Genomic DNA, 19,008 nt, shown 5'->3' with positions numbered 1-19,008 from the left:
TCGCCGCCCTGCCGTCAACCACGGGGCATCGCTCGGCGCCCGAGACCCGGCGTCCGAGCCTCGGTATCCGAAACTTAGCGTCCCCTCGCGACCCGCTCGATCTCCGCGCGAACCAGCCGCTCGACCATCGTCGGCAGGTTGTCGTCGAGCCAGGACTTCAGCATCGGCCGAAGCATGTCCTTGACGAGGTCCTCCAGCGTGCGGGCATTGTTCGTCAGCACGGTGTGGGCGAGCATCGTGAAGTGCTGTCCGACGCTGTCGTCGGTCGTTTTCGAGACGAGACGCTCCACCACCTGCTCTTCGACGGCGGCCTGCAATCGCTCCGGCGCGCTGCTCTGCGGAGGGGGCGGAGGGGCTACCGGGACCGGCTCGGGCTCCGGCGTCGAAAAATCGACCTCGTCGATGTCGAATTCGATCTCGGGCGGATCGAATGCGACGGGCTGTGGGCGCCGCACGGGCTTGGCGACCTGAGCGAGATCGAGCACGTCGTCGAGCCGGGGCTTGGGCGCAGGCGGCGGCGCGGCTTCGGGCTCTGCCTCGGGCGCGTTGTCGTCGGCGATGATGCGACGGATGGAGGCGAGGATGTCCTCCATCGACGGCTCCCCCGCAGAGGAGTCCTTCATCGTATCCGGAAACTTCGGGCTTGCAGCACTCATCCTGACGACGACTCACGCGAGGGGTGCGGAAAAGAATCGGCTATGATGGTTAATATTTTACGCTCATCCCTTGAGGATAAGCCGAACTCTCCGAGTTGCCGAAGAGGATTTTAGCGTCTCGTGCAAGATTCCCGGCCGACGGGATTGCTCCCACTGGTTACGGCAATGCAGTGGGAGTTTCGTCAGATGCACTGTCTCGTCGTCGGCCGATCGATGATTCCCGCTTTAGCGTCCGTCCGGTGTGCTCACCCCGTACCAGAGGTCCTTGACCTGATCGAAATGCTCTTTCGGGCTGTAGGCTGCTACGGGCAAAGAGGTGTAGCGCACGGTCAATCGGCCGATCGTCTGTACGACGTCGTAGGAATTCACCACCCGGTCGCGCTGGGCCAGGATCAGGTTGACGCGCGAGTTCAGGAGTTCCTGCTGTGCGTTCAACACGTCGAGAGTCGTGCGCTGGCCGACGCGGGCCTCCTCGCGGACGCCGTTCAACGCCACCTCGTTCGCCTGGACCTGGGCCTGAGAGGCCAGCACCTGGGCCTTGGCGGCTTCGAGGCGTCCCCAGGCCTGCACGATCAATGAGCGGACCGAGTCGCGGTCGCGCTCGGCGATGAGTCTGGCTTGGCCGACCAACTCCTTGGCCTGACGGATCTGCGAGTACTCGGTACCGCCCTGATAGATCGGAACGGAGATCCGTCCGACGATGGACGCGGTCACGCCGTTGTCGCCCGGCAACTGCTGGTCGTAGCGCTGCTGCACCAAGCCGGAGATGCCGGCCGTCGGGTAGAGCATGCTCTCGGCCACCTTGACCTGCAGTTCCGCCGCGTCGACCGCATGGAACGAAGCAAGGATCTGCGGGTGCTCGCGCAATCCGATATTGACGGCTTCTTCCAAGCTCTTGGGCACGTAGCGGTCGAGCGGCCGGCCCGGAGCCAGCTGGCGCGGTTCGACGCCGATGTTCTGCCGGTAGATGCCGATCGAGGAGCGCAACTGCGACTCGGCCGCACTGACCTGGGAGCGGGCACCAGAGAGACGCGCCTCGGCTTGGGCCACGTCGGTACGGGTCACCTCGCCGACATTGAAGCGATCACGGGTCTGGCGGAGCTGCTCTTCGAGCACCTCGACGTTGTTGCGCTGCAGTTCGAGATTCGCGGTGTCGCGCAGCACGTTCATGTACGATTGCGCAGCGTTGAAAAGCGTCGTCATTTCCGTGAGACGGATGGCCTCCCGGTTGGTCAGCACGTTCGACTCGGCTTGACGAGTCTGGTTGTCGGTTCGGAAGCCGTTGAAAAGCGTCTGGTTGATCGTCAGGGACGCTCCGCCGGGGCGCGTCACGAGCGCGCCGCCATTCGTTGTAGACCCTGACCCAATGCCCGAGCCGAGAAGTCCGCCTCCTCCCGCACGCTGACCGGCCAGGATGCCTTCGAATTGTTGGACGCCGATATCGGCGTCGAGTGACACGGTCGGGCGATAGCCCGCTTGCGCCTGGCTCACGGTCTCATCGACCGAGCGCAGCCGCGCACGCTCCGAATTGAGAGCCGGATTCGCGGCATATGCCCGCGACAACGCGCTCTCCAAGGTCTCGGCTCCGGCGGGTACGGCAGCTACGAGCGCCAGAACTGCAGCGCCCGACAACCTACGCGACCACCGTGCCGCTGGTGTCCTTACACTCACGCTCATCAGCCCTTGCGGTTTCTGAATGAACCGGCGGCCGCGTATTGCAACGCGGCCTCTAACGCGTCGAACACGCGATGCCAGCTTGCCCGCCTCGGAGCGAGCTTAGCCGATACACGGCACCACCGACCAGATTGCGCGGGATGGCAATGTTCGATTGATCGACGGTGCCACATAAAGGCGACACCGCTCCAAGATAGCTGCTGCGCAGGATCAGAAGGTGAAACCGTGTGACGTGGTGAAGTCCCTCAGTGCCGGCAGATTGGCATCGAAGAGCGGACGGGAGCCGAATGCGTCGCCTGCGCGGACGAACAGCGTCACCTTCGCGCTACGGTCCGGGCCAAACAGGCAGACAAGGCGTCCGTCTGTGCGGAGCTGGTCGAGAAGGCCCTGCGGCCGGGTCTCGATGCGGCCCTGAACGAGAATCGCATCATAGGGGCTCTGCGCCGCTGCGCCTTCGCGGAGTGGTCCATGGATGACCTCGGCGGTCTGGCCGAGGCGTTCACGTGCCGCCTGCGCCAGATCTGCCTGGCATTCGAGGGCGACGACGCGTGCGTCGAGTTCGGAGAGGAGTGCGGTGCCGTAACCGTAACCTGCCGCAACGTCGAGGACGCGCGCGCCGGGCCGGATCTTGAGCGCCTGGATCATGCGGGCCAGTACCATCGGAGCGGGCATCGCCCGGCCCCCGCCGTCATCTGCACCGATTCTCAGGGTACGGTCGATGTAAGCGAAATCCTCCGTCCCCGGCTGCACGAATCGCTCGCGCGGCACGGTGGCGAAGGCGTCGAGAACGGCAACGTCGTTCACATCGAAGGTGCGCAGCTGGCAATCGACCATGAGCTGCCGTGCCTGGGCGTGATCGAGCATGAGATGCCGCACCATCTTCGGAAGGCGCCGTCGCAGCCTTGGACGACCCCCTTGGTCGCCCGGCGCTCCAGCAGCGGCCGGGTTGTCGTGGATCGATTCCAAAAACGCAAGATTTTCGCGATAGGGATCGACAGCCGACCGGTTGGCAGAGACGAAAAAGGTGGAGCTTCTGCCCTACCGATCCTCGTCCCTACGGCCCATCGGGCCGACAGTGCGGGCCGCCCGAGATATGGCCGTACTGCTTCACCGGACAGCTTTGTTGCCGGGCGTTGCCTTCGTGTCGCGTTGGCGTGACGGCCGCTGAAAAGCGGCCCATCATCTGCGCCGAGAGTGCCGCAGCCCCGGCTCCGGTAAGCGTAGAAAGCGCGGCGCGCCTCATGCGAAGCTTTGAGCTTGGCATGCCGAGGGTCTGAGTTTGGCGGTGTCGAAAAATTTGATGGAGGCCTCGCCCGGAATCGAACCGGGGTGCAAGGATTTGCAGTCCTCTGCGTAACCACTCCGCCACGAGGCCAACCAGTCCGGGCCGCGCCTAAGGGCGACCATCGTCTCCCGACCGGGCGGCCGATCGGGGGAGGACGGGTCTCTAGCAGAGCCGCAGGCCGATCGGCAACGGTGTTCCTGCAGCGTGATGACAGGTTCGTTCAACTTAATCTTTCCGAGAGGAAGCCGGCTTGGCAGATCGATCCAACGCCGACCACATTCCTGGCGCTCAGCCCCTTGCGTTCTTCGCCGGCGATGGGCTAAGGACCCCGCCGTGACGCGGAAGCGGCGCCGGTGATCCCCGATAGCTCAGTTGGTAGAGCAAGCGACTGTTAATCGCTTTGTCGCAGGTTCGAGTCCTGCTCGGGGAGCCAACCTTTTAAAGTCCTGAAAACCCTCATCTTTCGTGCCGGATCGCTTCTGCGGATCGGGGCGTTGAGCAATGGTGCTTGCTGGGCTGTCGGCCGAAGAAGCGTTTCCGTGGTCTTTGCTTTGAGCGGCTTCGTTCAGGTCGCCGGCATTCGCGCGACGGCTGCGATCCGTGACCGCGGAGGCGGTTGTGCGCCTGCTCCGCACGGAACTCGCGTTTTAGTTCCCAATCCACAGGCCCCTGAAACCTATGCTTGACTCTACCCATTATCGGAGTCGTTATAAGAACAAATAGGGAACATGAATGGCTTCGGCGCAACCCATCACCTTGTCCGCGTTGCGCCGTGCCGTTTCAGCCCTCGAGCCGGGCGAGGTCGTGTGCGCCGCAAATCGGTTTCGGCTGGGCTTGGCCTCGCTCGATGACTGGCTCGGCGGCGGGCTCGCTTACGGTGCGCTGCACGAGGTCTATGCCGAGCGGGTGGCGGATGCCGCAGCGGCGGCAGGTTTCGGGCTTGGCATGGCCGCTCGGGCGGCCGCGGGACGGTCCCTCGTCTGGGCGCGGCAGGATTTCGTCGGGATCGAGACCGGGCAACTCCACGGCGCAGGGCTCGCCGCCTTCGGGCTCGACCCGCAGAGCCTGATTCTGGTGCGCGCGCGCGATCCCACCGCTGCCCTGCGGGCGGTGGCCGAGGCGGCGCGCTGCGCTGCGATCGGTGCGGCCCTCGTCGAGATCTGGGGCGATCCGCGGGTCCTGGACCTCAAGGCGAGCCGGCGGCTGGCACTGGCGGCAGGCGCCTCGGGAGTCACCCTGGTGATGATTCGGCTCCAGGCCGAACCCTGTCCAAGCGCGGCGGCGAGCCGCTGGGGCATCGCGGCGTCGGCCTCGGTGCCGCTGGAGGCGAATGCCCCCGGCCGTCCGGCCTTCGCGGCCTCCCTGCTGCGTCATCGCTCCGGGCTCGGCCAACGCAGCTGGAGGCTGGAGTGGGACCGTGACAGCGCATCCTTCGCACCCGCGTCGCTACCTCGCCCTGTGGTTTCCGTTCCTGTCCATCGACCGGTGGCGGCGGAATCCGGCGTGCTCTGGCGTCGCGCCGGATGAACCCCTCGTGCTCACCCATTCCCTCAAGGGCGCCCTGCGGCTCGCGGCCGTGAGCCGGGAGGCGCTGGCGCTCGGCCTGAGGCCCGGCCTGACCCTCGCCGATGCCCGCGCCCGCATCCCGACCCTTGCGGCGGCCGAGCACGACCCGGCGGCCGACGCGGCCCTGCTCGGCCGCATGGCCGAGGCCTGCGATCGCTGGACGCCCCTCGTCGCCCTCGACTCTATCGACGGCCTTTCCCTGGACGTCACCGGCTGCGCGCATCTCTTCGGCGGCGAAGGCGTCTTGCGGGATCGCATCGTCGTGACCTTCCGCCGAGGCGGCGTCTCGACCCGTGGAACGCTCGCCGGCACGCCCGATGCCGCCCGCGCTCTCGCCCGCTTCAGCCGGGTCCGGCTGGTGGCACCGGGCGAAGAGGAAGCCGCGGTCCGTCCCCTCCCGGTGGCCGCTCTCGACCTTCCGGACACCGACCGTGCAGCGCTTGCACTCGCGGGTCTGAAAAAGATCGCCGACCTCGCCGACCTGCCGAGCCGCCCCCTCGCCGCCCGGTTCGGCGAAGATCTGACCCGGCAGCTGCGGTGCGTGCTCGGTTTCGAAGATCGGCGCATCACGCCGCTGCGGCCGCCGCCGGCCTGCTGCGTCGAGCAGCGATTTCTGGAGCCGATCGCCCATACGGTTGCGATCGAGCGGACCCTGCGCGACCTGATCGCGCGGGCCGCGCTACTGCTCGAAACCGCGGGCCGGGGCGGCCGGGTCTTCGAGGCGAGTTTTTTTCGGACGGACGGCGAGGTCCGGCGCATCGCCGTCGAGACCGGGCGTCCCTCGCGCGATCCGGCCGCGATCCTGCGCCTGCTGCACGAGCGGCTCGACTCCCTCGCCGACCCCCTCGACCCCGGCTACGGCTACGACCTGATCCGCCTTGGCGTGCCGACCACCGAGTCGCTGGCACCGGTCCAGGTGAGTCTCGACGGCGAGACGGTCGGCGACGGCGAGGTCTCCGATCTCGTCGACCGGCTGGTGGCGCGCTTCGGTGCTGCGCGGGTGGTCCGCTTTGTCTCGGTCGACACGCACGACCCGGTGCGTGCCGCGCGGCTGGTCCCGGCCTCGGCCTTCCCTACCCGGCCGGCAGAGTGGCTCATGCCCGAGCCGGGCGAACCGCCCCTGCGTCCCCTCCAGCTCTTCGAGCCGCCACAGCCCATCGAGACGCTGGCCGAGGTGCCGGACGGGCCGCCGATCCGCTTCCGCTGGCGGCACGTCTTACACAAGGTGGTGCGGGCGGAGGGGCCGGAGCGCATCTCCGCCGAGTGGTGGCGTGCGTGCGAACAGCCGACGCGCGACTATTTTCGCGTGGAAGACGCCGACGGCCGCCGCTTCTGGCTGTTTCGCGCCGGCCTCTACGGCAGCGAGACCGACCGGCCGCGCTGGTACCTGCACGGCCTGTTCGCATGATTTCGGGATCGGATGGTCTCGCATCGACCGCCGCGCATCCCCTCTCATCGCGTGCGGGGAGAGGGGATGCACGGCGTGATCGATCGCGGCCGGCATGATCGAGCAGGACAATGCCGAGCCGCCTCTACCACCGGCCTATGCGGAGCTCGTTGCGGCGACGAATTTTTCGTTCCTGCGCGGGGCCTCGCAGCCGCAGGACATGGTGCTGACTGCGCTGCTGCTCGACCAGTCCGGCATCGGCATCGCCGACCGCAACACCCTGGCCGGGGTGGTGCGCGCGCATCGCGCCCTGAAGGAACTGCGCGCGGAAGGGATTCCGCTCCCCGAAAAGCTGCGCGACGGTTCAGGGCCCGGCGAGTTTGTGTTCGTCGAGCATCCGCTGGCGCCCGACACGATCGTCTCGCAGGAGGCGATCAAGCGGCAGGCCGCGGCGTTCAGGCTCGCGGTCGGCGCGCACCTCGTCTTCGCAGACGGGGCGCCGGACGTCGTCGTGTATCCCACAGACCGCGCGAGTTGGGGTCGCCTCTGCCGGCTGCTCACCCGCGGCAATCGCCGGGCCGCGAAGGGCCAGTGCATCCTGCATCTCGACGATCTCCTGGCCGATACGGCCGGGCTGTTGCTGATCGTCATACCCTCACGCCGGGCGGATGGTCTCGCCGCAGCGCTCGGGCGGATCACGGAGGCTGCGCCGGGCGCGGTCTGGCTCGGCGTCGCCATGCACCGGCGCGGCGACGACCTACGCCGGCTCGCCCGTCTCCGGCTGCTGTCGCGGGAGACGGGTGTCCCGCTGCTCGCAGTCAACGACGCGCTCTACGACATGCCGGCCGCGCGCGACCTGCAGGACGTGCTCACCTGCATTCGCGAGGGCGTGACCGTCGAGACCGCCGGGCGTCGGCTCGAGGCCAATGCCGAGCGGCATCTCAAAACCCCGGGGGAGATGGCGCGGCTGTTTCAGGACGCGCCGGACGCGATCGCGGCGACGCAGGACGTGCTCGACCGCATCGATTTCTCGCTGTCCGAACTGGAATACGATTATCCCGACGAGACCGTGCCGCCGGGCTGGACTCCGCAGGGCTGGCTCGAATCGCAGACCTGGCGCTGCGCCGCGGTCCGCTACCTCGACGGCATCCCCGAGAAGGTCGGAATGGCATTGCGCGAAGAGCTCGGCCTCATCGCCAAGCTCGACTACGCCCGCTACTTCCTGACGATCCTCGACATCGTGCGGGTCGCCGAGGACAAGGGAATCCTCTGCCAGGGGCGCGGCTCGGCGGCGAACTCCGCGGTCTGCTTCGTCCTCGGCATCACCTCCGTCGACCCGGCCGAGAACGAGCTTCTCTTCGCCCGCTTCATCTCGGAGGAGCGCCGCGAGCCGCCCGACATCGACGTCGATTTCGAGCATGAGCGCCGCGAAGAGATCATCCAGCACATCTATGCGCGCTACGGGCGCCACCGCGCCGGCATCGCCGCAACGGTGATCCGCTACCGGCCTCGCAGTGCCATGCGCGAGGTCGGCAAGGCCTTGGGCCTGACCGAGGACGTTACCGCCCGTCTGTCCTCGACCCAGTGGGGCAGCTGGGGCAGCCACATCCGCGACGACCATATTCGCCAGACCGGGCTCGATCCGGAAAACCCGTCGATCCGCCGTGCCGTCGCCCTCGCGCGACGGCTGCTCGGGTTTCCGCGCCACCTGTCGCAGCATGTCGGCGGCTTCGTGCTGACTCGGGGACGGCTCGACGAGACCGTGCCGGTCGGCAATGCGGCCATGGCCGACCGCACCTTCATCGAGTGGGACAAGGACGACATCGACGAACTCGGCCTGATGAAGGTCGACGTGCTCGCCCTCGGGATGCTGACCTGCATCCGCAAGGCGTTCGATCTCTTGCGGGAGCACGAGGGCCTCGATCTCGGCCTCGCCGATATCCAGAAGGACGACCCGGCGACCTACGCGATGCTGCGGCGGGCGGATTCGCTCGGCGTCTTCCAGGTCGAGAGCCGCGCGCAGATGAACATGCTGCCGCGCCTCAAGCCTGAAAAATTCTACGACCTCGTGATCCAGGTCGCGATCGTCCGGCCCGGGCCGATTCAGGGCGACATGGTGCACCCCTACTTGCGCCGCCGCGCCGGCCTGGAGCCGGTGACCTATCCGTCACCGGCTTTCGGACAGGGCGATCCCGACGAACTCTATCAGGTGCTCAACCGGACCAAGGGCGTTCCGCTGTTCCAGGAGCAGGCGATGCGGCTCGCCATGGTCGCGGCGACGTTTTCGGATGTCGAGGCCAACCAGCTGCGCCGGGCCATGGCGACCTTCCGCAATGTCGGCACGATCGGCGGCTTCGAAAAGCTGATGGTCGAGCGCATGGTGGCGCGGGGCTACGAGCGCGCCTTCGCGCAGCGCTGCTTCGAGCAGATCAAGGGGTTCGGCTCCTACGGCTTTCCCGAAAGCCACGCCGCCTCCTTCGCCAAGCTCGTCTACGTCTCGTCCTGGATCAAATGCCACCACCCGGCGGTGTTCGCCTGCGCGCTCTTGAATTCGCAGCCGATGGGCTTCTACGCGCCGGCGCAAATCGTGCGGGACGCTCAGGAGCACGGCGTCGCGGTGCGCCCGGTCGACGTCAACCACAGCGCCCGCGACAACACCTTGGAACGGGATGATCGCGGCTCGCTCGCCCTGCGCATCGGCTTCCGGCAGGTCGGCGGGATCGGCGAGGCGGAGGGCAACCGGCTCGTCGCCGCGCGCGGGCGCGGTTTTTCGGACGTCGAGGATCTGGCGGCGCGTACGCGCCTCTCGGGACGGGCGCTGCGGCTGCTCGCCGAGGCGGATGCGTTCCGCTCCCTCGGTCTCGAACGACGGGCCGCCCTCTGGGCCGTACGCCGCCTGCCGGACGACGCGCCGCTGCCGCTCTTCGCTGCCGCCGATGCGCGCGAACTCGGCCCCGAACCGGCGGTGGTTCTGCCGGAGATGAGCTTCGGCGCCCATGTGGCGGCCGATTACCAGTCGACGCGCCTTTCGCTGAAGGGCCATCCGCTGCAGATCCTGCGGCCGCTCTTCGACGCAGAGCAAGTCGTGACCTGCGCAGAACTCGCCGCCCTGCCCGATGCCAGCTACGTCAGGAACGCCGGGGTGGTGCTGGTGCGCCAGCGCCCCGGGGCGGGCAACGCCATCTTCATCACGCTGGAGGACGAGACCGGCGTCACCAACGTCATCCTGTGGGCGGGCACCTTCGAGCGCTTCCGGCGCGCGATCATGTCTGCGCGGCTGCTGCTGGTGGAGGGGCGGGTGCAGAAGAGCCCGGAGGGCGTGGCGCATCTGATGGCCGAGCGGCTCTACGACCGCAGCGGCGAGCTCAAGCGCCTGTCGGAGGACCGCGACGTGACCATCGCCCTGAGCCGGGCCGACGAGTTCACCCATCCCCAACAGCCGCGCGGGCCGCATGGGCATCCACGCAACGTCCGCATCCTGCCGAAGTCGCGGGACTTTCACTGAGTGGAAGCCCGTCGCCAAAAGAAAAAGCCCCGGAATCCGGGGCTCTTCTCGCGACCGTGTGGGCTGGGGGCTCAGACGGCGATGCGCTCTTCAACCTCGTTGGGCTCGCGCAGCACGTATCCGCGGCCCCACACGGTCTCGATGTAGTTCTTGCCCTGGCTGGCATTCGCAAGCTTCTTGCGCAGCTTACAGATGAACACGTCGATGATCTTGAGTTCGGGCTCGTCCATGCCGCCGTAGAGATGATTGAGGAACATCTCCTTGGTGAGGGTCGTGCCCTTCCGGAGCGAGAGCAGCTCCAGCATCTGGTACTCCTTGCCGGTGAGGTGCACGCGGCTGCCGGAGACTTCGACCGTCTTCTGGTCGAGGTTGACGATGAGATCGCCCGTGGTGATGACCGATTGGGCGTGACCCTTGGACCGGCGCACGATGGCGTGGATGCGTGCGACCAGCTCGTCCTTGTGGAAGGGCTTGGTGAGATAGTCGTCGGCGCCGAAGCCGAGGCCCTTCACCTTGTCTTCGATGCCGGCCATGCCCGACAGGATCAGGATCGGCGTCTTGACCTTCGCCACCCGCAGGTTCCGCAGAACCTCGTAGCCCGACATGTCGGGCAGGTTCAGGTCGAGCAAGATGATGTCGTAGTCGTAGAGCTTGCCGAGGTCGACGCCCTCTTCTCCGAGGTCCGTCGTATAAGTATTGAAATTCTCGGACTTGAGCATCAATTCGATGCTCTGCGCCGTGGCGCCATCGTCCTCGATAAGAAGTACGCGCATCGTCGGTCCCCAGCCCGGCCGGCCGTCTAAGGCGGGCGGGCATGCGCCCGCCGCTCGCCCGCCGACGGCCTCGGCGGACGCTGCTTCGTTCCTGTTTCGAAACGCTAACGATTAACCGTTAACAAAACCCGAATCCCGGTTGCAAGCACACTCTTTATGAAGGTCTTTCCAGTTTACCCGAGTCGTTGCCGATCCGTTCCCGTCCGACAGCGATTCGGGGCTGCACGAGCCTCCGAGCCTTCCTGCTAACCCCTTCCCCGAAAACGATTGATGCCCTGCGTGGCCTCTTAGACACGCTGAAGCGCCACTCGTTAACGAAGCGATGCCCGTAGTGTTAATGAGGGAGGTAAACGAACCGTTGAGGTTGAGCGAATGAGTGAGGATCGCCGTGGAACGGTCACTCCGCGAACCGGCCCGAATCTGGCGGCTGCGATCGACGCGCTCGCGGACGTCGAGACGCTGGAAGTCTACGGCCGCGTCACCGCGATTCGCGGACTCCTCGTGGAGGTGGCCGGGCCGATCGCCGCCATGCGGCTTGGTGGCCGGATCGACATCGCCGTCGGTTCCGCCGGCGCGGCGGCGGTGCCTTGCGAGATCATCGGCTTCCAGGGCGACCGCGCGCTCGCCATGCCGTTCGGTTCCCTCGACGGCGTACGCCGCGGCTGCCCGGCCTATGTGCGCGAAGACTCCGCCGGGGCGATCCGCCCGACGCAGGCCTGGCTCGGCCGCACGGTCGACGCGCTCGGCCGGCCGATCGATGGGCTCGGGCCGCTTCCTCAGGGGCCGGTGGCCTATCCGCTGCGGGCCGATCCGCCGCCGGCTCATGCCAGGCGCCGGGTCGGCCCGCCGCTCGATCTCGGGGTCCGCTGCATCAACACCTTCCTGACCATGTGCTCGGGCCAGCGGATGGGCATCTTCGCGGGTTCCGGCGTCGGCAAGTCGGTGCTGCTCTCGATGCTGGCCCGTTACACCGCGGCCGACGTCGCGGTGATCGGCCTCGTCGGCGAGCGCGGCCGCGAGGTGCAGGAGTTCCTGCAGGAGGATCTCGGCCCGGCCGGCCTCGCCCGGTCCGTCGTGGTGGTGGCGACATCGGACGAGCCGGTGCTGATGCGCCGCAACGCCGCCTATCTCGCCCTCACCCTCTCGGAGTATTTTCGCGATCAGAACGCGCAGGTGCTGTGCATGATCGACTCGATCACGCGCTTCGCCATGGCCCAGCGCGACATCGGCTTGGCCGGCGGCGAGCCGCCCACCGCCAAGGGCTACACCCCCACCGTCTTTTCGGAGCTGCCGCGCCTGCTCGAACGGGCCGGTCCCGGCACCGGCGAGGGCTCGATCTCGGGGCTGTTCACCGTGCTCGTCGAGGGCGACGACCACAACGAGCCGGTAGCGGACGCGGTGCGCGGCATCCTCGACGGCCACATCGTCATGGAGCGGCGCATCGCCGAGCGCGGGCGCTATCCGGCGATCAACGTGCTGCGCTCGGTCTCCCGCACCATGCCGCGGGCCTGCGATCCGGCCTTCCTGCCGACCATGCGGCGGGCCCGCGCGCTGCTGGCCACATACGCCGACATGGAGGAGCTGATCCGGCTCGGCGCCTACCGGGCAGGCTCTTCGCCGGAGGTGGATGAGGCCGTCGCGCTCATGCCGGATCTTGAGGCTTTTCTGGGGCAAAGTAAGGAAGAAGCAACCTCCATCGGCGAGGGTTACGCACGGTTGGCCACGATCGTCGGTACCGGCTGAAAGGCCGAGTGCGAGAGCGGCCCGTAGCCCGCGTTGCGTTGAGATGGATGGCTCGAGATGAAATCGCGTGACACGCTGATCCGGCTGCGCCGGTTCCAGGTCGACGAGAAGCGTCGCCGGGTCGCCCAGATCGAGATGATGATGGCCGACTTCAACCGCATGGTTGTCGAGCTCGACCGCGAGGTCGCCCATGAGGAGGCCCGCGCCGGGATCACGGACATCGCGCATTTCGCCTATCCGACCTATGCCCGCGCCGCCGCCAACCGTCGCGACAACATGCGCCAGTCGGCTCTGGCGCTGGAAGGCCAGCTGGCCGAGGCCAAGGCCGAACTCGGCGAGGCCTTCGAGGAACTGAAGAAGGTCGAGATCCTCGAGGATCGCGAGCGCTCCGCCGAACGTGCCGCCGCCGGCGTGCGCGAGCAGGCCGAGATGGACGCCATCGGTCTCAGCCGCGCCCGCGCCTGAGCCGGCCTTCACGCTGCGGATCACGTCCGCGGCACGACAATGTCATGATCCCGGTGCAAGGGTGCGCGCATCACGAGACCTGACCGGTCCCGCTTGCGATGCACGGCACCGTGGCGCATCAGGACCCGGTCCCCAAGCTGCGGCCGGTTCTGCATGAAGAAGATCAGTGAATTCCTCTGGCCGCTCATCGGTCTCGGGGCCGTCGTCGTCTCCTGCTACCTGCTCTACGGCCAGCTCAAGACCCTGTCCTGGGTCCAGCTTCAGGCGGCCTTCGCGGCGATCCCGCTGCATCATTTCCTGCTCGCCGCCGTTTCCACCCTCGTCGCCTACGCCGCGCTCGCCTGGTACGACCGGATCGCGCTGCTGCATCTCGGCGTGCGCCATATCGGCTGGGTCTTCGTTTCGCTCTGCTCGTTCACGACCTACGCGCTGTCGCACAATATCGGCGCGTCGGTGTTTTCGGGCGCGCTCGTGCGCTACCGGGCCTACACCGCCAAAGGGCTCTCGGCCGCGCAGGTCGCGGTGCTGGTGGCGCTCTGCTCCTTCACCTTCGGGCTCGGCACCCTGCTGCTCGGCGGCTTCTGCCTCGTCTACGATCCGCACCTGCTGGCGCGCCTCGACACGCTGCTCCCGAGCCTGCTGACCAACCCGACCACGGCCCGCATCGTCGGCTTCGCCATGCTCGGCTTCGTGGCGCTCTACGTTCTCGGCTCGGTGCTGCACTTCAAGCCGCTGACGATCCGCTCCTTCAAGGTCGAGTATCCGCGCCCCGGCATCATGCTGCGGCAGCTCATCGCCGCGCCGATGGAGTTGCTGGGTGCGGCCGGCATCATCTACTTCGCCCTGCCCGACAGCCTGAACCCGGGCTTCATCCCGGTTCTGGCGATCTTCCTGGCCTCGTTCTCGGTGGCACTGGCCTCGCATGCGCCGGGCGGCCTCGGCGTGTTCGAGCTCGTCTTCCTCGCCGCCATGCAGATCAACGCCGACGACCAGAAGGCCTCGGTGGTCGCTGCCGTGCTGATTTTCCGGCTGTTCTACCTGCTGCTGCCCTTCGCCGTGGCGATCGTCGTGGTGCTGATGTTCGAGCGCTCTCGTCTCGCCGGGGCGCTCTCGTCGCGCAAAGGCGATGCCGACGTACCGGAGCCGCCCCTCGTCGCACCGGGCCTCAAGCCGCAGACGATCGAGCGCAGGCTGGAGAACAAGGCGTTCTGATCGAGCCGGTGGGGCACCGGATCTCTCGTCGAACCTCGCTCCGCCGCACGATGTCTTAACCCTAATCGCGCACGGTCACGCTCACGGCATCGAGCGTGCGTGAGGGGGTTATCGTGCGTCTGGCAACGGTCTTGGTGCTGTCGCTCGCGGGGCTTCCCGCACTCGCCCAATCCGACCCGCCGGTGCGCGGCGTCGTCCGCGCCGTGCGCGATGCCAGCATCGCCACCGATCTCAACGCGCGCATCGTCAAGCTGCCGTTTCGCGAGGGCGAATCGTTCAAGGCCGGCGACACGCTCGTCGCTTTCGACTGCGACCGGACCGAGGCCGAGTTCCGCGCGGCCGAGGCCGAGGACACGGTCAACCGCATCGCCCTCGACAACGCCCAGCAGCTCGACCGCCGCCACGCCATCGGCCGCATCGAGGTCCAGGCCTCCAAGGCGAAATGGGACAAGGCCCATGCCGCGGCCGACGCCCTGCGCTTTCGCGTCCGCGACTGCCGGATCGTCGCGCCGTTCTCCGGCCGCGTCGCCGAACTCCGGGCGCGCGAGCACGAGATGCCCACCGCCGGCCAGCCGCTGCTGCGGATCGTCGACGCGGCGTCCGTCGAGATCGACCTGATCGTGCCGTCGGCCTGGCTCGTCTGGCTGAAGGTCGCGACGCCGTTGCAGGTGAAGGTCGACGAGACCGGCCGGACCTACGCGGCCAAGGTGATCCGCACCGCCGCAGCCGTCGATCCCGTCTCGCAGACCATCAAGATCACCGCCGGCTTCGCCCCCGGCGACACCTCCGCCGTGCTGCCCGGCATGAGCCTCGACGCGACGTTCGAACGTCCGGGCTCCTAGTGTTCGCCCCCTGCTGCTCCGAGGGTTCCAGTACCCTCCGCCGTCATTCCGGGGCCGCGCAGCGGAACCCGGAACCCACGACTGGGCACAGCGTGTCGATTGGGTTCCGGGTTCTCGCCTCCGGCGAGCCCCGGAATGACCGCAGGGGATTGCAAGCCCATCCGCAGGGCCGTGACGAAACGCGAGGGCGGTTGTCGTAATGCCCGCAGGACAACTGAAAACCGACCCTCCGCGTCGCCGCCTCCTCGTCGACCCGACCGGGGAGACGTCGGTGCGAATGCCGATGCCGGTGCCCGTCGACGATGCAGGCGCCGGCCTGCGCCAGCTGCTGGGCATCGAGGCGGCCTTCCGGCAGGCGCCGGACCGCGACGCGCTGAGCCTCGCCATCGTCAACGAGAGCGTCAAGCTCGTCCGCGCCCGCCAGGGCTTTCTGTTGAAGAAGGACCGCATCGGCGGCCTGATCGTCGAGCGCGTCTCCGGCACGGTGCAGGTCGAGCGCAACGCGCCGCTGATCGCCTTCGTCGAGGCGGCCGTCGCCGCGATTCCCGAGTCCGAGCGCAGTGCGCCTCGATCTCTCGACCTCGCGGCCCAGGACGGAGAAGAAGCGAAAAACTATCCCTTCGGCCACGGTCTCTGGATGCCGCTGCGCGACCGCGCCGGCGCGGTGATCGGCGGTCTGCTGTTCGCGCGCGAGCTTGCCTTCGACGCAGCCGATACGGCACTCGCCGCACGCCTCGCCGAGACCGGCGCCCATGCAATGCTGGCGCTGCGCCCTCCTCTGCTGCCGCGCTTGTCCGGCGATCTGCGCAAGCCCGCGCTCGCAGTGGCGGGCGTCGCCCTGCTGGTTTTGTGCCTGCCCGTCTCGATGACCGTGCTGGCGCCGGCCACCGTCACGGCCGAAAAGCCCTTCGTCGTCGCCGCGCCGATCGAGGGCATCGTCGAGGAGATCGCGGTGGCGCCGAACGCAGCCGTCGCGGTCGGCGACGTCGTGCTGCGCTACGTCGACACCGCCCAGCGTAACGCGCTCTCGGTCGCCGAGCGCGAGGTCCAGGTCGCCGATGCCCGGCTGCGGCAGGTCACGCAGGGCGCCTACAGCGACGAGCGCGCCCGGCGGGACGTCGGCCAGGCCCGGGCGGAACTCGCCCTGAAGGCCGCCGAGCGCGATTTCGCCCGCGACACCTTCGCCAAGACCCAGGTGCGCGCCGAGCGCGCCGGAGTCGCGGTCTATGCCGACCGCAAGGAATGGTACGGCAAGCCCGTCGGCGCCGGCCAGCGCATCCTCGAGATCGCCGACCCGAAGACGGTGGAAGTCCGCATCGACCTGCCGGTGTCGGATGCGATCGCCCTCGCTCCCGACGCGCGCGTCCGCCTCTTCCTCGATACCGATCCGCTCAGCGCCCGCGAAGCCCGCGTCGAGCGGGTCACGCCCGTCTCTCGCCTGACCGATGCCGGCGTGCTCGCCCACCGCGTCACCGCCCGGCTCGACCCGTCGGCAGCTGCGCCGCGGCTCGGGGCGCATGGCACGGCGCAGCTCTACGGTGCGACCGTGCCCTTCGGCTTCTACCTGCTGCGCAAGCCGCTGACGTTCCTTCGGCAGAAGATCGGGCTGTGAGCGGCGCCCCAAGCCCTGCCCCCGGCGAGCCTCCGCTTACTGCGCTCCGCGAAGACCTCCGGATCGAGCGCGGCGGCGTGCCCGGCGGCGGCGGGCCGGCGCCCTGGCTACTCTATGATCCGCTGGCGCACCGCTATTTCGAGATCGACGCGACCGGCCTCGCCCTTCTCAAGGCATGGCGAGAGGGCATCACGCTGGCCGAACTCGCCGAGGCCGCCGGCAGCACCCTCGGGCGCGCGGTCACGCAGGCCGAAGTCGCGAGTTTCCGGGGCTTTTGCGAGACCAGCGGCCTCGTCGCCCATCGCGGCGGCTGGCAGGGGCTGGCCCGTCAGGTGGCGGCGCGCAAGCACGGGCTCGGCGCGTGGCTGCTGCACAACTACCTGTTCATCCGCATTCCCCTCGTGCGGCCGCAGGCGTTTTTGGACCGCACCCTGCCGCTGGCGCGCCGGCTGGCCGACCGCCGCAGCCTGATCGCCATCGCGATTGCCGGGCTCGTCGGCCTCTACCTCGCCGCGCAGCAATGGGACGCGTTCTGCGCGACCTTCCTGCAGTTCCTCACGCCCGAAGGCATCGCCGGCTACATGCTGGCGCTGGTGGCGGTAAAGCTGCTGCACGAACTCGGCCACGCCTATGTCGCAACCCATCACGGCTGCCGCGTGCCGAGCATGGGCGTGGCATTCATGGTGCTGATGCCGGTGCTCTACACCGACACCACCGACGCTTGGCGGGTGCACGACCGCCGCAAGCGCGTCGCCATCGACGCAGCCGGAGTCGCCGTGGAACTCGCCGTAGCGGCCATCGCGACGCTCGCCTGGTCGTTCCTGCCGGAGGGCACGCCGCGCTCCATCGCCTTCTTCCTGGCCACCACAAGCTGGGTGATGAGCGTCGCGATCAACCTCAGCCCGCTGATGCGCTTCGACGGCTACTACATCGCCGCCGATCTGTTCGGGGTGTCGAACCTGCAGCCCCGCGCCTTCGCCCTGACGACCTGGGCCCTGCGCGAGACGCTGTTCGTGCTGGGCGACCCCTGCCCCGAGGCCTGGAGCCCGCGTCGGCGCACGGCTTTGATCGCCTACGGCGTCGCGGTCTGGATCTACCGGCTGGTGCTGTTCACCGGCATCGCCGTGATGGTCTACACCATGGCCTTCAAGATCCTGGGCCTGCTGCTCTTCGCCGTCGAGATCGGCGTTTTCGTGGTTCGCCCGATCTTTCGCGAGACGCTGTTCTGGTGGCAGAACCGTGGGCGGATCGCGCCGGGCGGGCGGGCCCGCCTCACCGGGGCGGCGCTCGCCGGCCTGCTGGTGCTGCTGTTCCTGCCGCTGTCGGGCCGCGTCGAGATTCCCGCCATCGCCGAACCCGAGCGCACCGAGCGCCTCACCGCCGTGGCGCCGGCGCGGGTCGAGTCCGTCGAGGTCGAGCCGGGCGCAGCGGTCAGCGCCGGGCAGATCCTGATGCGGCTGAGTTCGCCCCGCCTCGACCACGAACTCACCACCGCACGAATCCGTCTCGCCCTCGTCGAGTCCAAGCAGGACCGCCGCCCCGCCGACGCGCAGGACCGGGCCGGCGGCCTCGTCCTCGACGGCGAGCAGGGCGCGCGCCGCGAGGCCCTGCAGGGCCTGCAGCGGCGCCACGACGAACTCGTCATCCGCGCGCCCTTCGACGGCATCGTCGCCGAGATCGAGCCCGACCTGCAGCCCGGCCGCTGGGTCGGCAAGGGCGAGGAGCTCGGCACACTGGTCTCGAACGGACGTCGGCAGGTGCGCGGTCTCGTGCCGGAGGACGCCATGGCGCGGCTCTATGCCGGCGCCACCGGCCTCTTCGTGCCCGACGATCTCACGACCGGCTCGATCCCGGTCGCCGTCAGCGCCGTCTCGAATGCGGCGGTCGCCACCGTCGAGATTCCCGCGCTCGCCTCGCATCTCGGCGGGCCGGTGGCCGTGCGCGAGGAGAAGGGTGTCGGGCCGGTGCCGGTCGAGGCGCACTACGCCGTCGTGCTCAACCGGCCCGACGACGAGCTTCGCCTGTCCGGCACGCCCGCCGTGGTGCGCGGCGTCGTCGCCGTCTCGGGCCATCGCGAGAGCATCGCTGCCCATGCGCTTCGCCGCGTCGTCGCCGTTCTCGTGCGCGAGAGCGGGTTCTGATCGCCGCGCGACCGGCCGCCCGACCCATCCTTCCTTAACCATGCCGGCCTAGCCTCGCCCGACAGGAATGCCCGGCGTGTTCCCGACGGACGATGGGCTGAGATCGATGTTCGAACGCTTCCGCAGCAGGTTGCGAAACGGATCGGA

The 19,008-nt window shown here is 68.3% G+C and carries 13 protein-coding genes and 2 tRNA genes; 10 read left to right on the top strand and 5 right to left on the bottom strand.

The window, feature by feature from the left end:
- Positions 1 to 74: 74 nt before the first annotated feature.
- From FV217_RS00235 to FV217_RS00220, 4 genes are all read right to left on the bottom strand, one after another.
- Complete coding sequence (locus tag FV217_RS00235; protein ID WP_147813397.1) at positions 75 to 593, bottom strand: DUF2497 domain-containing protein; 519 nt, start codon at positions 591 to 593, stop codon at positions 75 to 77.
- A 288-nt stretch (positions 594 to 881) separates the two neighbouring features.
- Positions 882 to 2,333 carry a TolC family outer membrane protein gene (locus FV217_RS00230; protein WP_147813113.1) on the bottom strand — a complete coding sequence of 484 codons (1,452 nt, stop codon included), beginning with the start codon at positions 2,331 to 2,333 and terminating at the stop codon, positions 882 to 884.
- A gap of 207 nt (positions 2,334 to 2,540) precedes the next feature.
- The gene (locus tag FV217_RS00225) at positions 2,541 to 3,194 is read right to left on the bottom strand and encodes a protein-L-isoaspartate O-methyltransferase (protein WP_147813111.1); all 654 of its coding nucleotides are present in this window, start codon (positions 3,192 to 3,194) and stop codon (positions 2,541 to 2,543) included.
- A gap of 437 nt (positions 3,195 to 3,631) precedes the next feature.
- A tRNA-Cys gene (locus FV217_RS00220) sits at positions 3,632 to 3,705 on the bottom strand.
- 267 nt (positions 3,706 to 3,972) lie between these two features.
- Here FV217_RS00220 and FV217_RS00215 point away from each other — a divergent pair.
- The 4 genes from FV217_RS00215 (at position 3,973) to FV217_RS00205 (ending at position 10,073) form a co-directional block, all read left to right on the top strand.
- A tRNA-Asn gene (locus tag FV217_RS00215) sits at positions 3,973 to 4,048 on the top strand.
- A 401-nt stretch (positions 4,049 to 4,449) separates the two neighbouring features.
- Positions 4,450 to 5,142 carry a hypothetical protein gene (locus FV217_RS22600; protein ID WP_187272374.1) on the top strand — a complete coding sequence of 231 codons (693 nt, stop codon included), beginning with the start codon at positions 4,450 to 4,452 and terminating at the stop codon, positions 5,140 to 5,142.
- Positions 5,143 to 5,149: 7 nt separating this feature from the next.
- Positions 5,150 to 6,589 (top strand): DNA polymerase Y family protein, encoded by a 1,440-nt coding sequence (locus tag FV217_RS00210; protein WP_238231130.1) that lies wholly within the window; start codon positions 5,150 to 5,152, stop codon positions 6,587 to 6,589.
- A 94-nt stretch (positions 6,590 to 6,683) separates the two neighbouring features.
- Entirely contained in the window at positions 6,684 to 10,073 is a 3,390-nt protein-coding gene (locus tag FV217_RS00205; RefSeq protein WP_147813107.1) for an error-prone DNA polymerase, read from the top strand.
- A gap of 71 nt (positions 10,074 to 10,144) precedes the next feature.
- On the opposite strand, the gene FV217_RS00200 is transcribed toward FV217_RS00205, so the two are convergent.
- A complete protein-coding gene (locus FV217_RS00200) occupies positions 10,145 to 10,846 on the bottom strand; it encodes a response regulator transcription factor CtrA (protein WP_147078500.1) in 702 nt (233 codons plus the stop codon).
- 372 nt (positions 10,847 to 11,218) lie between these two features.
- On the opposite strand from FV217_RS00200, the gene fliI reads away from it, so the two are divergent.
- The 6 genes from fliI (at position 11,219) to FV217_RS00170 (ending at position 18,861) form a co-directional block, all read left to right on the top strand.
- Entirely contained in the window at positions 11,219 to 12,589 is a 1,371-nt protein-coding gene (gene fliI, locus FV217_RS00195; RefSeq protein ID WP_147813105.1) for a flagellar protein export ATPase FliI, read from the top strand.
- Positions 12,590 to 12,646: 57 nt separating this feature from the next.
- A complete protein-coding gene (fliJ, locus tag FV217_RS00190) occupies positions 12,647 to 13,054 on the top strand; it encodes a flagellar export protein FliJ (protein WP_147813103.1) in 408 nt (135 codons plus the stop codon).
- Between the two features lie 153 nt (positions 13,055 to 13,207).
- A complete protein-coding gene (locus FV217_RS00185) occupies positions 13,208 to 14,266 on the top strand; it encodes a lysylphosphatidylglycerol synthase domain-containing protein (RefSeq protein WP_147813101.1) in 1,059 nt (352 codons plus the stop codon).
- A 113-nt stretch (positions 14,267 to 14,379) separates the two neighbouring features.
- A complete protein-coding gene (locus tag FV217_RS00180; protein WP_187272372.1) occupies positions 14,380 to 15,108 on the top strand; it encodes an efflux RND transporter periplasmic adaptor subunit in 729 nt (242 codons plus the stop codon).
- Positions 15,109 to 15,385: 277 nt separating this feature from the next.
- On the top strand, positions 15,386 to 16,720 hold the full coding sequence (locus FV217_RS00175; protein WP_246682695.1) for an HlyD family efflux transporter periplasmic adaptor subunit: 1,335 nt from the start codon (positions 15,386 to 15,388) through the stop codon (positions 16,718 to 16,720).
- Complete coding sequence (locus FV217_RS00170; RefSeq protein WP_147813095.1) at positions 16,717 to 18,861, top strand: HlyD family efflux transporter periplasmic adaptor subunit; 2,145 nt, start codon at positions 16,717 to 16,719, stop codon at positions 18,859 to 18,861. The genes FV217_RS00175 and FV217_RS00170 overlap by 4 nt, the downstream gene beginning before the upstream one ends.
- Positions 18,862 to 19,008 lie beyond the last annotated feature (147 nt).

Origin of the sequence: Methylobacterium sp. WL9 (assembly GCF_008040035.1) — a bacterium.
In the GTDB taxonomy this organism is placed as follows: domain Bacteria; phylum Pseudomonadota; class Alphaproteobacteria; order Rhizobiales; family Beijerinckiaceae; genus Methylobacterium; species Methylobacterium thuringiense.
The sequence above is the reverse complement of the archived record's forward strand: the minus strand, read 5'-3'. Positions and strand labels throughout refer to the sequence as shown.

Excerpts from the sequence above, each read along its gene's own strand:
- fliJ (WP_147813103.1), top strand. The coding sequence starts at position 12,647 with ATGAAATCGCGTGACACGCTGATCCGGCTGCGCCGGTTCCAGGTCGAC.
- FV217_RS00175 (WP_246682695.1), top strand. The coding sequence starts at position 15,386 with ATGCCGATGCCGGTGCCCGTCGACGATGCAGGCGCCGGCCTGCGCCAG.
- fliI (WP_147813105.1), top strand. The coding sequence starts at position 11,219 with ATGAGTGAGGATCGCCGTGGAACGGTCACTCCGCGAACCGGCCCGAAT.
- FV217_RS00230 (WP_147813113.1), bottom strand. The coding sequence starts at position 2,333 with ATGAGCGTGAGTGTAAGGACACCAGCGGCACGGTGGTCGCGTAGGTTG.
- FV217_RS00225 (WP_147813111.1), bottom strand. The coding sequence starts at position 3,194 with ATGCTCGATCACGCCCAGGCACGGCAGCTCATGGTCGATTGCCAGCTG.
- FV217_RS00205 (WP_147813107.1), top strand. The coding sequence starts at position 6,684 with ATGATCGAGCAGGACAATGCCGAGCCGCCTCTACCACCGGCCTATGCG.
- FV217_RS00235 (WP_147813397.1), bottom strand. The coding sequence starts at position 593 with ATGGAGGACATCCTCGCCTCCATCCGTCGCATCATCGCCGACGACAAC.
- FV217_RS00200 (WP_147078500.1), bottom strand. The coding sequence starts at position 10,846 with ATGCGCGTACTTCTTATCGAGGACGATGGCGCCACGGCGCAGAGCATC.
- FV217_RS00185 (WP_147813101.1), top strand. The coding sequence starts at position 13,208 with ATGAAGAAGATCAGTGAATTCCTCTGGCCGCTCATCGGTCTCGGGGCC.